General features: G+C 65.9%; 13 protein-coding genes. 7 read left to right on the top strand and 6 right to left on the bottom strand.

All coding sequences use genetic code 11. The features are described from left to right. Positions 1–42 precede the first annotated feature (42 nt). From ACOQFL_RS17735 to ACOQFL_RS17725, 3 genes are all read right to left on the bottom strand, one after another. Positions 43–927 (bottom strand): thioesterase domain-containing protein, encoded by an 885-nt coding sequence (locus tag ACOQFL_RS17735; protein WP_435545301.1) that lies wholly within the window; start codon positions 925–927, stop codon positions 43–45. After that, positions 917–1,192, bottom strand: a complete 276-nt coding sequence (locus ACOQFL_RS17730) for an acyl carrier protein (RefSeq protein WP_435545300.1) — start codon at positions 1,190–1,192, stop codon at positions 917–919. Before ACOQFL_RS17730 ends, ACOQFL_RS17735 begins: the two co-directional genes overlap by 11 nt. 81 nt (positions 1,193–1,273) lie before the next feature. Then, positions 1,274–2,584, bottom strand: coding sequence for an NAD(P)/FAD-dependent oxidoreductase (locus ACOQFL_RS17725; protein ID WP_435545299.1), 1,311 nt, complete (start codon positions 2,582–2,584; stop codon positions 1,274–1,276). 244 nt (positions 2,585–2,828) lie between these two features. On the opposite strand from ACOQFL_RS17725, the gene ACOQFL_RS17720 reads away from it, so the two are divergent. The 3 genes from ACOQFL_RS17720 to ACOQFL_RS17710 all read left to right on the top strand — a co-directional run bounded on the left by ACOQFL_RS17720 (position 2,829) and on the right by ACOQFL_RS17710 (position 5,623). Beyond that, the gene (locus tag ACOQFL_RS17720) at positions 2,829–4,310 is read left to right on the top strand and encodes an aldehyde dehydrogenase family protein (RefSeq protein ID WP_435545298.1); all 1,482 of its coding nucleotides are present in this window, start codon (positions 2,829–2,831) and stop codon (positions 4,308–4,310) included. 49 nt (positions 4,311–4,359) lie between these two features. Further along, positions 4,360–4,908 (top strand): DUF4188 domain-containing protein, encoded by a 549-nt coding sequence (locus ACOQFL_RS17715; protein WP_435545297.1) that lies wholly within the window; start codon positions 4,360–4,362, stop codon positions 4,906–4,908. A 298-nt stretch (positions 4,909–5,206) separates the two neighbouring features. Next, positions 5,207–5,623 carry a hypothetical protein gene (locus tag ACOQFL_RS17710; RefSeq protein ID WP_435545296.1) on the top strand — a complete coding sequence of 139 codons (417 nt, stop codon included), beginning with the start codon at positions 5,207–5,209 and terminating at the stop codon, positions 5,621–5,623. Positions 5,624–5,767: 144 nt separating this feature from the next. Here ACOQFL_RS17710 and ACOQFL_RS17705 read toward each other — a convergent pair whose 3' ends face one another. Next, entirely contained in the window at positions 5,768–6,496 is a 729-nt protein-coding gene (locus tag ACOQFL_RS17705; RefSeq protein ID WP_435545295.1) for a TetR/AcrR family transcriptional regulator, read from the bottom strand. 197 nt (positions 6,497–6,693) lie between these two features. On the opposite strand from ACOQFL_RS17705, the gene ACOQFL_RS17700 reads away from it, so the two are divergent. Then, positions 6,694–7,311 carry an RNA polymerase sigma factor gene (locus tag ACOQFL_RS17700; RefSeq protein WP_435545294.1) on the top strand — a complete coding sequence of 206 codons (618 nt, stop codon included), beginning with the start codon at positions 6,694–6,696 and terminating at the stop codon, positions 7,309–7,311. 467 nt (positions 7,312–7,778) lie between these two features. Continuing rightward, positions 7,779–9,323 carry an MFS transporter gene (locus tag ACOQFL_RS17695; protein WP_435545293.1) on the top strand — a complete coding sequence of 515 codons (1,545 nt, stop codon included), beginning with the start codon at positions 7,779–7,781 and terminating at the stop codon, positions 9,321–9,323. A gap of 37 nt (positions 9,324–9,360) precedes the next feature. Here the strand turns inward: ACOQFL_RS17695 and ACOQFL_RS17690 are convergent, their stop codons facing one another. Continuing rightward, positions 9,361–10,242 carry an AAA family ATPase gene (locus ACOQFL_RS17690; RefSeq protein WP_435545363.1) on the bottom strand — a complete coding sequence of 294 codons (882 nt, stop codon included), beginning with the start codon at positions 10,240–10,242 and terminating at the stop codon, positions 9,361–9,363. Between the two features lie 200 nt (positions 10,243–10,442). Between ACOQFL_RS17690 and ACOQFL_RS17685 the strand changes: the two genes are divergently transcribed. Further along, a complete protein-coding gene (locus tag ACOQFL_RS17685) occupies positions 10,443–11,000 on the top strand; it encodes a suppressor of fused domain protein (protein WP_435545292.1) in 558 nt (185 codons plus the stop codon). 151 nt (positions 11,001–11,151) lie between these two features. After that, a complete protein-coding gene (locus ACOQFL_RS17680) occupies positions 11,152–11,406 on the top strand; it encodes a PspC domain-containing protein (RefSeq protein WP_435545291.1) in 255 nt (84 codons plus the stop codon). Between the two features lie 34 nt (positions 11,407–11,440). On the opposite strand, the gene ACOQFL_RS17675 is transcribed toward ACOQFL_RS17680, so the two are convergent. Next, complete coding sequence (locus ACOQFL_RS17675; protein ID WP_435545290.1) at positions 11,441–13,489, bottom strand: glycoside hydrolase family 84 protein; 2,049 nt, start codon at positions 13,487–13,489, stop codon at positions 11,441–11,443. Positions 13,490–13,838 lie beyond the last annotated feature (349 nt).

The following is a 13,838-nucleotide window of genomic DNA, read 5'->3' as shown; positions in this document are numbered from 1 at the left end:
ATCGGGCGTGCCCGTTGGTTTTCGGCGGATCGGGTGGGGAGTTCAGGCGGGTTCTCCGAGAGCCCGGGACCGCGGTTCGACGAGTGCCGAGGCGATCAGGCTCGCCGGCTCGTGCTCGCTGAGCATCGAGTAGTGGTTTCCGGGACAACGCACCACGTCGACGTCGTCGTGGAGTTGTTCCCAACCCAGAGGTCGTGGCGTGTCCAGCAATCCCGAGCGCGGCCGAACCAGCGTGACCGGCGCGCGGCAGGCGATCGGGCGGTGTCCCCGGGTGATGCGGTTGTTGCGCAGCAGTCCGGCGTTGTAGGTGTCGAAGACCTTGCGGAGGCCGGGGTAGGTCGTTCCGGAGGGCAGCGCGCCGGCCTCGATCGCCAGTTCGAGCAGTCGTCGCAGACCGTCGACGAGGTCGACATCGGAGTAGTCGGCTTCCGGGATGTCCACACCACGCCTGGCTCCCAGATAGAACCCGAACCAGGGCAGCACCAGTTCGGGTTCCAACTCCTCGTCAGGAGCACGGAGGTAGCCGGGGACCGGCGCGATGCTGTCCAGCAGCACCAACCGCTCGGGCGGTTCCGAGGCATCGAGCATGCCCGCCGCGGAGTGCGCGATCACACCGCCGAAGGACCACCCGGCGAGGGTCCAACCACCGGCCGGTTCGCCGATCGCGTCGCGGAGCGCGCCGATTACGGTGGTGGCCAGGCTCTCCACCGAGACGTCGCCGTACCACTGACCGAACGCCGCGGCGTAGTACTCGTCGATCGCCTCCATGTCGATCACGTGCAGACTTCGGTCCTCGGGGAGGTTCTCACCGATCCGCCCGTAGACGTCGGCACGCAGCGCGCCGGGGTGCACCAGCACCAGCGGGTGTTCGGCACCGGTCCGCTCATCGACCCGTCGAATCAGCGGCCGGGGGGAGTCAGGCCGCATTCGCGTCACGTACTTCCACGATGTACTCGGACAGTTCGGCGATCGTCGGGTGATACCACAGGGCGGTGGTCTCCAGCTCGAAACCGAGCCAGTTCTCCAACTCCCCGGAGAGGACCAGCGCCTCCGTCGAATCGAGGTTGAATTCGTCGAAGTACTGGTTGACATCTATCTGGTCGGCACCGATGTCGAGACGATGCGCCACTTTTTCCACGAGCCATTCGCGTACACCTTCGGCCGTGAGCGTTTTCTGCCCGTTTTCGGACACAGGTATCCCTCCTGCGGATATGGACGAAAACTGTTCTAGTACTCTAGATACAGATGGTTCGGAGGAGTGGGTGCTCTTCTTTCAGCGCGCGGGTTCCGGCTCGGCGACCGATCGAAGTACGGATTCCGCGGCCGCCTGACCGGAATCGAATGCCGACTCGTGCGAACCGATGATGTCCGGCCCCATCTTGCGGGAGTGGAAATAGGAACCGGCGAATTTTACCCGTCGACTGCTCTCGTTGATCGAATATATGTCGTGTTGCAACCGACGAGCCCCGATGTCGAAAACGGGGTGACGGTACGAGATCTCCTCGATCACCGCCTCGTCCCTGATCGGCACGCCCGAGTCGAGCGTGAGGAAGTAGTCGGTGTCCCCGGGGATCTGCTGCAGATCGTTGAGGTAGTACACGACCCAGGAGTTGTACTCCTCACCGTCGCCGACCCTGCCGTAGTTCCAGCTCCGCCACACCGTGCGATCGGAGGGCATGACAGCGCTGTCGGTGTGCAGTGTCGCCCTGGTGGGGTGGTAGCGCACCGCCGCGAGTTCGCGCTGCCGCGGATTCGGTCGACGCAGCATCGCCATCGAGTCATCGGCGTGGGTGGCGAGCACGACGTGATCGAAAACGTCCAGCTCACCGCGTTCGGTGCGAACGGCGACACCGTCGGGCCGCTCCTCCACCCCCATCACCGGACAGGACAGCCGCACCTGTGCGCCGGCCTCGTCGAGGGCACGTCGCACCGCGCGTACGTAGTTGACGCTGCCGCCGGTGACCGTGCGCCAGGGCACGGTCCTGCCGCCGAGCCCCTCCGCACCGTGCGCGAAGAAGAACGCGATCACGGTGCTGGCGGGCATCTCCCAGATCTTGTCGGCGGGCACGGACCAGGCGGCGGTGGCTATCAGGACGACGAAACCGTACCGGAACGACTCGCTGTAACCGTTGCGGTCCAAGTACTCGCCGAGCGGCATGTCCGCCTGCTTGCGCATGAAGTGCTTGGGAGACTCCGTGTAGAAGCGTTTGGCTTCGCGCCACAGCTCCAGAAAGTCCGCGGGATAACGCTGTCTGACCTGTTCCTCGGTCAGCTCGAAGTCGTCCGAGACGTAGCTCGACCCCGTGTCGAGATCGAAAAAGCTGAATCTTCCGGGGTGATCCTGTGTCTCCACTCCCAGTTCGTCGAAAAAGTTGGCGATCTTCGGGTAGTGCGGCGCGTTGTAAACGATGAACGCGGTGTCTAGCCCCGTTGTTCGGCCGTTTTCCTCGACTTCGACGGTGTAGGCGTGTCCCCCAAGAGCGGAATCGGACTCGAACAGAGTCACGTGCGTTTCGTCGCGGAGATGGTAGGCAGCCGACAAACCGGCTATCCCGCCACCGATCACTGCTGTACGTGGTGTCACCGTTCCCCTTTCAACCGGACCCTCGTCAGGGGGACTTCGCCAACACAGAGTCCGCGAGCGATACACAGATACACCTTCCGCGAATTTTTTCTCGTACGACCGCTTCCCCACCGGCTTCCACCCGGACACGCCCGCCGTGTGCGGTGGGGACTCGGGTGATTTCGCGGTTTCATGTATCAGCGGGTCTTCACGCGGGTTCTGTGGGTAACGCGAGGACTGGGATCCGCTCGGAGGGGGAACGGCGATGGAGCACGAAGGCGCGCACGGGCAGGCCGTCCTGCCCGTGGCTTCCTGGGAGGGCAACTTCTTCGGTGCCGGATGGCAACCGGGCGCTTCCGGCCTGGAAAGCACGGAGGTGGTGAGCGGCCGCAAGCTGCTGACCGTGGGCGTCCCGGACGCCACGCAAACGGCGGAGACCGCGGCGCGAGCCGCCGAGGCGCAGCGGGAATGGTGGTCTCTTCCGGCCGAGAGCAGGGCGGAGGTGCTGCGGCGCGCGGCCGGGCTGCTGACCCGGGAGCGGGAGGAGCTCGCCGGTTGGCTGGTCGCGGAGTCCGGCGCGGTGTGGTCGAAGGCTCGTTGGGAACTGGGGGGCGGTGCGGCGGAGCTGGCCGAGGCCGCCGAACTCGCGTTGCTCGACACGGCCGTGGAGGCGGAGAGCACGGTGCCGGGCAGGGTGGCGGGTGCTCATCGCGTCCCGCTCGGAGTGGTGGGAGTGATCACTCCCTGGAACATGCCGGTGCTGTTGGCGACGCGCTCGGTCGGACCGGCACTGGCCATGGGCAACGCGGTGTTGCTCAAACCCGACCCGAACACCCCGGTGAGCGGCGGGATGCTGCTCGCGCACGTGCTGCGGGAAGCGGGGGTACCCGACGGCGTGTTCGCCGTGCTGCCCGGCGGTGCCGAGACGGCCGGTGCGATCATCGATGCTCCCGAGGTCGCCGGCGTGTCCTTCACCGGCTCTACGCGGGCCGGACGTGAAGTGGGACGCCGCGCGGGCGCGGGCCTGAAGAAGTGCTCGCTCGAACTGGGCGGCAACAACCCGTTCCTGGTGACGGAGGACGCGGAGCCGAAGAGCGCAGCCGAGGCGGGGGCCTGGGGAAGTTTCATCCACTCGGGACAGCTGTGCATCGGGATCGGGCGCCATCTGGTGCATCGCTCGGTCGCCGATGACTATCTGCACGCGCTGGTGGAACGCGCGGAGAGTCTGGTGGTGAGTGATCCGCACGATCCGAACACACAGGTCGGACCGATCATCAACCGGACACAGCACGACCGGATCACGTCCATCGTGAGCACCTCGGTCGAGGCGGGGGCACGGAAGCTGACCTCCAGGGAGGCGGCGGCGCCGTACTACCCGCCGACGGTGCTGACCGACGTGCCGTACGGGAGTCCGGCATTCGCCGAGGAGATCTTCGGTCCCGTCGCGGCGGTGACGATCGTCGACCACGAGAGTGAGGCGGTGAGGCTGGCGAACGCCTCCGAGTACGGCTTGGCCGCGGCTGTACGGAGCGGTTCGGTGGAGCGGGGCCGGGCCATCGCGCAGAGATTGCGGGCCGCAATGGTGCACATCGGTGACCAGACCGTCAACAGTGAACCACGATTGCCGTTCGGTGGTTTCGGGACGTCCGGTAACGGCGGAGGTTTCGGTGGTGTCGCGAGTGTCGAGACATTCAGCACCTGGCGAACCACGACCGTCACCGAACCGGGCAGACCGTTCGTTTTCTGAGAATACCCCGGAATCAAAACGACGAAGTGCTCGCGGGAATCGATTACGCATGTCCAACGCGGAGGTGACAGCGATGGGACGCAACTCCCCTACTGGTGGACGACGCACCGCCGACGTACCCGACGGTACCGTCGTCTTCCTGATAGGAATGCGAATCAACAAATGGTGGAAGATTCACCGCTGGTTGCCGAGTTTCCTGGCGATGCCACCGATGCTCGTCGAGCTGCGGAAACAACCGGAGCTGGGCATGTTGGGCTACCACGTCTGGTTCGGGCGGACGACACTGCTGGTCGAGTACTGGAAGGACATGGACCATCTGATGGCCTATGCCCGCAGCGCCGACCAGGAACACGTGCCGGCGTGGCGGAATTTCAACCGCCGGGTGGGCGTGGACGGCAGTGTCGGGGTCTTCCACGAAGCTTACGTCACTCATCCGAATGAGATGCACATCATCTACCGGAACATGCCCGAATTCGGTATGGGTAGATTCACCGAAGCACCGGTGCAGGAAGGCTCCGGAGCGACCACAGTAGCCCCACGGGAAACCCCTTACGAAGCGCACCAGGAGAACGCGCAACAAGTTCGCGACCAAGAGTGACCGTGCCGCGGGAAAACCGGGAGAACCGAAAGTACGAACCCCACTACGGTATCTCGGTTCCCCACCGGGAATCGGCGCTGCACCACGACCGCACACCGAAAAACGTGTCGATGATTCCTCCGGCGGACGTAACCGACCGAGGCGGCTCGGACCACCTCGACTCGCGTGACGCCCACCCGGCGAAGCTCGTGAGCCACCACGAGCTCGCGGCAGCGAAAGCGGGGCTTTCGCACACCGTGCGGATCGGTCCACCACACGAGCAAGTTCCGCAATGGATTCACAGAGGAGCGCAGCAGAGTTGTCCACCCTGGCCTTGAGTCCCGAATCGCAGTACATCGCGGGAGTAGTCCTGCTGACGATCGTCACGATCGAGTTCGGCGGATGGTTCGTCTCGCGCATCGTCCGCGGTGATGTTCCCATGACCGATTTCCAACGAGCGTTCGCACGTGCCATGCACGGACACGCGGGCATGCTGGTCACGTTGAGTCTGGTATGCCTGATACTGGCGGACGCGGCGGCTGTCGACGGTGCGTTCGGCTGGGTGGCGAGGCTCGGCGTTCCGGTGGCCGCCGTGTTGATGCCCCTCGGGTTCTATCTGTCCTCGGCGGGTCGGGACGTGACACGGCCCAACGGCATGATCGCCGTGGTTTGGCTCGGTGCCGCGATTCTGGCGCTGGGAGTCGTCACGCTCGGGATCGGCCTGCTGATCGCCTGAGCTGAGCACTCCGGCACCTGGTGGCCCGCGGGACTCGGACCGCTGGGATCGCATCGTCCGCTCGGGACTTTGCCCGACACTGCTCCGGGAGCCCGCCAGGAGCAGTGCGGCCAGCGGGCCAGTCGTGTTCGACCTGCCGACCACTCATTTGTGCGGGGGCCGTCGGGGCACTCCCAAAGCGTCGCCCATCTCCGCCAGTTCCATGTCGAACACCAGGTTGGCGGCGTCGCCCATCATGGTGTTCTGCCCCATGGCCTCCATCGAGACCACACCGTAGAGCTTGCTCCAGTTGCGGATGAAGACCAGCAACGCCTCAGGGGGGAGATCGAAAGCTCCCCCGGTGTTCGAGCGGAAGCGTTCGACCACGGTGTGCTGCTGCTCGGTCATGTCCTCCGGAGCGGGAGTGGCGTAACCGCGCTCGTACCAGAGCCTGGCGAACAGCTGCATGAACGTGGCCCCGAACTTCCACCGGGCGTTGACCACTTCCTCGGGAATCCGAGGCGGAAGCGGATGATGCAGGATCAGCTCGAACTCGCGCTGATGCGCGACGGCCCACTCCCGAAACGCCCAGCTGGCAGTGACGATCTTGTCCTCCACGTTCGAGACCGCGTCCGCTTCGTCGCTCAGGTACTTGTTGAGGTCCTCGAACACGTCGATGATGACCGCGTTCACGAGGTCCTCGTGGTTACTGAAATATCTGTATATCGCGGGTGAACTCATGCCGAGCTCTCTTGCTACAGCACGTATGGACACGGCGTCGATGCCCTGTTCGTTGAGCAGCTTCGCCGCGCTCTGCCTGATCTCGTTGGCTGTCCGCTCGCGCATGCGTTCCTGCCAGGGAGAACGCCTGTTCGATGCGGCCTCGGACACCATCACTCGCTACCTCACATTCGGGGAATTCTCGGGTCGATCCCGCGATCGCGAAACACGTCAACCCGAACAGATGATGAACTCGCATTATAGCAGTGTCCCGCTAGTTAGCGCTATGTAACTAAAGCAAACAGGCTCTTTCAAACTTGTCCTGTGATAGCTAGCCTTCGATCGGATACGTCAAGTCCGTAGGAGGCAACATGTCGGAACCGGCGGTCGCCGATATCACGCACGAGCCGGAAAGACCGTTATCCGAAGCACGGGGACGGAGATCGACTGCCTTCAGAGCAGGATTGGTCGAGGAGTGCCGAGCGGGTAAGGCCGGGGCCTGGTCGAGGTTGATCACCGAGTATCAGCCGCTGGTATGGACCGTGGCACGTTCGTTCGGCCTCAACCACGCCGACAGCGAGGACCTGTGCCAGCAGACCTGGCAACGGTTGCACGAACACATCCATCGATTGCAGGAACCACACCGCGTCTCCGCCTGGATCGTGACCACCAGCAGGCGGGAAGCCATGAAGCACGTGTCCAAGCACGCGTGGCAGGTACCGGTGGACAGCGTGCAGATCATGGAGCGCTGCACCGCGTCCGTTCACGAACGCCCCGCGGAGGAGATCTGTATCGAACGGATACTCGATCCTCGACTACGGGCGGCCGTGCAAACCCTGAACCAGCACCAACGAAACCTACTGGGGATGCTCATGTCGGAACCACCGGCGAGCTACGAGGCGATCAGTCGAACTCTGGGGATGCCACGGGGGTCCATCGGTCCCACCAGGGACCGAATTCTGCGTAAGATCAAGCAGCACATGGTCTAGATCGATTCACCACGAGAGCTCGGCACCGGTGCGCGAAATTCGGCCCGGCGCACCGGTGCCGAGGTGATGGCTTCGCCCGCCGCGAGCAACGTCCACGCAACCGATTCCACGGCACCACGAGACGTGCGGCTCGACTCAACGGAGCAATCAGGATAGCTGAACAGCCGGGCACATGGGGGTTCCGGACGATCTATTTCCCACGCTCGGGTGATATCCGAGTCGGGATGTATCCGTGCGTGCCCGCGGTGGATCTGTCCGGGTGGCGGCACGCTTGCCTCACCAACGGGTCGCCACCCCTACGGGAAGTCCTTTCGGGACGCCCTCTCCCGGTACGTGCGCTCAGCCCGAGCTTCCGAGGTTCTCCGGCGCGTGAGCCGGGGTACCGCGCGAGCCGTTCCGTGAGGACCTCCGAACCCGACGACCTTCCGCCGGAGGGTGCGAGATGAACGGAGTTGGACGGATCGGCCATGTCGACAGCCGACGAGCAACGGGACAGTAGTCCGACGAAGACCGCCGAAGCCGATGCCGAACGGCCACGGCATCTCATGATCATGGTGACCTGCTGCCTGGGAATGTTCATGGCATTCATCGAGGTCACCGCCGCTATCTCCACCCTGCGCAGCATGCAGGTGGAACTGTCTGTGCCACCCGCGCTTCTGAGCTGGGTGTCCAGTGCGTACACGCTCGCGCTGGCGGCACTGGTGCTGTCGGGCGGCGCCATAGGTGAACGTTTCGGCAGGAAACGCTCCTACCTCACTGGCGTGGTGATCCTCGCTGCCGGATCGCTGGTGGTCGCCGCGGCTCCGACCTTCGGGACCGTCATGGCGGGACGCATCATCAGCGGGATCGGCGGTGCGCTGATCCTGCCGCTGTCGCTGTCCTACGTAGTCACGACCTTCACCGACGCGAGCGTACGAGCCCGGATGATCTCGGTCTGGGTGTCCATGTCCGGGGTCGCACTGGCGCTCGGACCGGTACTCGGCGGGGCGTTGAACTCCATGACCAGCTGGCGAGCGGTTTTCCTGATCAACGCTCCGCTGGCACTGATCACGGTGCCACTGGGCATCCGCGCGCTACGCGAATCGGCGAATCCGGAACGTCGCCTCGATCCCGGTGGGCAGCTGCTCGCCATCATCGGACTCACCGGACTGGTCTACGGTGTGATCGCGGGTGGACGGGACGGTTACTCGGCACCGCACGTGCTCACCAGCCTTGCGCTGGGGGTGCTGTGCCTGATCGGACTGGTGCTGGTCGAGGCGCGTGCCGAGCAGCCGATGCTGAACGTGCGGATGATGCGCTCGCTGCCGTACTCGATAGCCCTGACGCTCGCGGCCGTCGGCCTGTTCGGCTTCGTGGGAGTGACCTATGTGGAGGTCATGTTCCTGCAACAGGTCCAGCAGCACACTCCGCTGGAGTCGGGTCTGCGACTGCTGGCCGAAATGGCGGCGTTCATGATCGTCACGGTGCTGGCCGGCCGTTGGACCGCGCGTTTCGGCCCGGCACGAATGCTGCTGACCGGCTTGTTCGTCGCGGCGGTCGCCGCCTTTCTGCTGAGCACCCAGAGCAGGGACACCCCCTACCTGTTCAGCGGCTTGGCACTGGCGCTCGTCGGTGCCGGGAGCGGACTGGTGATCGCACCCTCCACTTCGGCCGCGTTGTCGGTGGTACCTCCGCAACAGGCTCCAGCGGCCTCGAACGCGGTGACCGGCTTTCGGCAGATCGGATCGGTACTGGGTACGGCGGTTCTGGGAGCCGTGCTGGGCACTCGGTTCGCGGGAGCACTCTCGGAGGAGCTCGCCGAATCAGGTGTCGCCGCCCCGAAGGCCGAGGCACTGGTCGAAGCGGCGCGGCAGGGCGTTCCCCGCAGCGAGGACCCGATGATCCAGGCGGCGATTCTGCGCTCCTACGAGTCCGGGGTACAGCTCAGTCTGCTGTGCAACGGCGTGGTTCTGCTGTGCGCATCGACTGTCGCCGTGGCATTCGTGTGGTTGAGTCGAAAGAAGTCCGCCTGAGACGGACTCGGAAACACCGGGACGGGCAACCGTGGCTTCACGTCTCGAAGTCACTCAACCCGCCCGCGGCGTGCACGCGCTGGGCGTCCTCGCGGTACTTCAGCACCGCGCCGAGTGTCCGGGCGGCCGTCTCGGTGTCCAGCTCGGTCCTGCCCAGCGCGAGCAGCGCACTCGCCCAGTCGATGGACTCCGCCACACCCGGCGGCTTGAGCAGCTCGAGCGAACGCATCCGGCGCACCGCGCCGGCCACCTGCTCGGCCAGTCGCCGGTCCAGCTCGGGAACCCTGCTGCGCAGAATGCTCACCTCGCGTTCCGGATCGGGGTGCTCCAGCCAGTGGTAGAGGCAGCGCCGCTTCAAAGCGTCGTGGATCTCGCGGGTGCGGTTGGAGGTGAGCACCACCAGCGGCGGTTCCGCAGCGGCCACCACCCCGAACTCGGGGATGGTCACCGTGTAGTCCGAGAGGATCTCCAGCAGGAACGCCTCGAACTCGTCGTCGGCGCGGTCTATCTCGTCCACCAGCAACACGCAGGGGGTCTCGCGCAGCGCCCGCAGCAGCGGTCGGGCCAGCAGGAACCGCGAGGTGTAAAGCGACGCTTCCGCCGCCTCGGCGTCGAGACCGCCATCGGCGGCCGCCTCCAGCGTGCGCAGGTGCAACAGCTGCCTCGGAAAGTCCCACTCGTACAGTGCCTGGGACGCGTCGATCCCCTCGTGGCACTGCAGTCGGATCAGCTCGATCCCGTGAGCGGCCGAGAGCGCGTGTGCCAGCGCCGTCTTGCCGGTGCCCGGCTCGCCCTCGCACAACAGCGGCCGGTGCATCCTGCCCGCGAGAAAGGCAGCGGTGGCGATGCCCTCGTCGGGCAGGTAGCCGGTCCCGCGCAGCGCTGCCGAGACGTCCTCCGGAGAATTCACCCCACCGATTCTAGGACTTTCGGTGCCCGTGCGATTCCGGTACGTGCTCGTTTCCCGAAATGCGGGCGCACCGGTGAAACACCGGCCGGTCGAACACGATATTCCGAGCGGAGGTCGTGATCCGAGAGCGGAATCGCGAAAGAGGAACCGTCATCGGTCGGCGGGGGGCATACTCGACGTGGCGGAACGAACTACAGCCGAGGTGGATCTTGAGCCGGTTCAGTGAATTCCCCGCGCATGTCGAGCACTACCTCGGCAGGATCCGCGGGGCGGACAGCCCGGAGGCGGGCTCACGGGAGCGGGGATACCACCTGGTGTACTGCGATCCGCCGCACGGCGGGCACGTCTCGGTACTGACCAGCGGGCTGCGTTCGCGTACCGCGGGAGCCCCGCTGCCGCACGAGCTGGTCTGCACCCTGCACCACGGACAGGAGCTGTACGCACGACACCTCACCGGTGTCGTCGCGGAGCTGCTCGAGGAGTCGAACAGCCGCGTGGGCCCGGGGGCGCTGATCATGAACGATCGGGCACTGCTGCCGGAAACCTCGATCAGCGGCGCCCTGGCGGCCCCGCACCCCTACCTGGGGGAGGACTTCGACGTGGTCCGCGACGGTTCGGGCGAGGCCGTGCTGCGCCTGATCACCCTGCTGCCGATCTCACGGGGCGAGAGTCAGCTGGTGGCGCGTTACGGCAGCGACGTGCTCTACGACCGCTGGCAGGAGCAGGAGACCGATCTACTCGACGTATTTCGTCCCTCAGTGGCCTAGGATCCGCGACGAACCGTCACCTCGGTGTCGGTTTCTCGCGAAATCGCCGGGGCGTCTCGGGGGTGTCTCGGGGGGCGCCTCGGCGGGACTACGGGACGGGTCAGGGCACTTCCCGGAGTCGTCGCGCCGGTCGGACGGGTTCACTGAAGTCATGACGAACCAGGAACAGCTCGGACAACCGCCAACCGGCACGGGAGAGCAGGCCTCGACGGGGCAGCACCGCGAGCACCGCTTCCGCCGCAGCCGCGACGAACGAATGATCGCGGGGGTCTGCGGCGGCGCCGCGGAACTGTTCGGCATCGACGCCACGATCGTGCGCATCCTGCTGGTCGTCGCCACGCTGGTGGGATTCGGCACCGGACTGCTGATCTATCTGGCCTGCTGGCTGATAGTCCCGGAGGCGTGAGACTCCGGAACCGAACCACACCCCGTTCGGAAGCTCACCGCATGTCGGGAGCTTGGCGGACGAAGTCGTCGAGCACACCGTCCGCGAGGCGCACCGGCCCCTGCGGCAGTGTCTCGCCCTTGACGGTACGCACCGAACCCGCGCGGGCGGCCAGCTCCGCGGCCCGGCGGAATTCCTCGGAAGCGGTCGCCGAATCCCCCGACGCCCGCGCGGACAGTCCGTCCAGTGCGGCCAGCAGGGCATCGCCCCAGAGATCAGTGGCCCGCAACCAGGGCCGCACATCGGAGACGAAATCCTCCGGGGTGCCCTTCCGGATCTTCTCGGGGGCTTCGGCGATCGAGCGCGCGTAACCACGCAGCTCGGAAACCGCCCCCTGCCGGTTCGAGGCATCGCCGTTCCACGCCTCGCGGAACTCGTCCAGCCGACGCCGCAGCTCCGGTGCGGGCTCCAGCCACGGCTCACCGTCCGGCAGCACAGCGGTGTGGTTGAGGTCGAAGAAGACCATCAAGGCGTTGACCGTCCCGCTGTCCGGGGAAAAGCGCTGTTCGTCACCCCGGAAACGATCACCGGCCAGATACTCGGCGGCCTCGTGCCAGGCCCGTCGCTCGTCGAAGTCGGTGCTGTTCCACGCGAAGTCCGCCGCCGAGATCTCGACCACCTTGCTCGCGGCTGCCTGGTTCATCGGGTTGATCACCAGCCCGGAGAGTCGCAGCCCCAGCCCCGGTTGCCGTTCGGCGTAGGGGCCGAGCATCATCAGTCCCTCGGTGGCGTCGTAGTCGTTGACCGGATAGTTGTCCCAGAGCAGCGGTTTCCTGCCCCACACCTGCTCGGCCGAGGCCGCGTCATCGACGGTGATGTCTTCCGGGATCACTCCCTCACCGGTCCACATCACCTCGACCGCGGGATCCAACCGCTGTCGAATCGCGGTTTTGTACGGTGAGTTGTCGGTGTCGGAGTACTCGGTCGGCACCGTCTGCAGCGGCATCGTCCCGACGTGAGCGTCGAGGAACTCACGCTGCAACCTATTGAGCAGCCGTGCCTGCGCCACCCCCGCCGCACGTGCGGAGGGCGCACCGTACTCGGCGCGGTCCGACTCGCAGTTCCACTCGGCGTAGTCGATGTCGTCGAACGGTACCGAGAAGCTGCGGATACCGATGTCGTACAACGACTGGAGTTTGTCCGTCAGCGCACGCCAGTCGTCCGGATCGGAGAAGCAGATCGACTTGCCGGGCGAGAGCGCGAACGTGAGTTTGACGTGGTGCTGCGTGGCCTGCTGCTGCAGATCGCGCAACCGCCGCAATCGGTCGGCCGGGTAGGGATCGCGCCAGCGGTCGCGGTGGTACGGGTCGTCCTTCGGTGCGTAGACGTAGCTGTTCAGCTTGACGGAACCGTAGAACGCGAGCTGGTCCATCCGCTCGGCATGGGTCCACGGACTGCCGTAGAAGCCTTCGATAACTCCACGAGTGGACATCTCCGGCTCGTCGAGAACAGCGACCCCCGCGACCCGCCCGGGTGTGGCGAGCTGCCGCAGCGTCTGCACGGCGTAGTAGGCGCCCGCGGGGTCTATCCCGCCGAGCGCGATGGCCGGGCTCTGACCGTCGCGCACCGATATCGCGTAGCTCTCGGATGCCAGCTTCTCGTCCCCGTCCGGGAAGTCCAGCTCGGTGTCCTGGAAGGTCTTGCGTACCGTGGGCGACCAACGGCTTCCCAGCCGAACCCGCAGGTCGGAGTCATCGATGGAGCGACCTGGCTCCCGCACGACGACCTCCTCGGCACCGATTGCGCGCAGCACCCGCACCGCCAGGCTGCGGGTCCACGGTTCCACACTGGGATCGGTGACCAGGGCGACCTTGCCCGACACGCGCACGTCCCCACCGTTGGGAATCATGCTGGTCGGCCGCGGCACCACCTCGGGAAGTTCGCCGCCACCGGGTGACGGAGCGGCCGTGCCCGTCCCGGAGCGGTCGGTCTCGCCCGAATCGGGAGGCTGATCGCCGGTGCAGCCCGCCAGCAGGAGAGCGAGCACGCACGCCAACGACGCCAGCACCGCCGAACGGTTGGAAGTTCGCCGGAAGCGGTTCACGGCGCCTCCTCTGATTCGGGGAAGGAACACTGCGGCCGCCCTCGTCGGAAACCGTGGAGCGGCAGCACAGAGTGAATCATGATGCCCTGGCCGGGTTCTAACCGGTGGCCCGTTTCGGGGGACGTGTGGCGCACCGTTACTCCCCCGGAAGTGTGAGAGCTACTCACTCGATCGAGCTGGCGACATCAAGCCGGCCCGTCTGACGCGGCTCGTCCCTCTCCGAGTGGCCGGACCAGCAGCGCACCCTGACCAGCCGAACGGGGCGGCGACTCCCCGCCGGACACAACGGAGGGCCGCTCCCCTTCGGGAACGGCCCTCCGTAAGGCACATGCTCGGATGGTGCCGGTGG

Origin of the sequence: Actinopolyspora sabaoui (assembly GCF_051225635.1) — a bacterium.
Classification (GTDB): Bacteria; Actinomycetota; Actinomycetes; order Mycobacteriales; family Pseudonocardiaceae; genus Actinopolyspora.
Note: the sequence above shows the minus strand (reverse complement) of the source record. Positions and strands in the feature narration are given on the sequence as shown.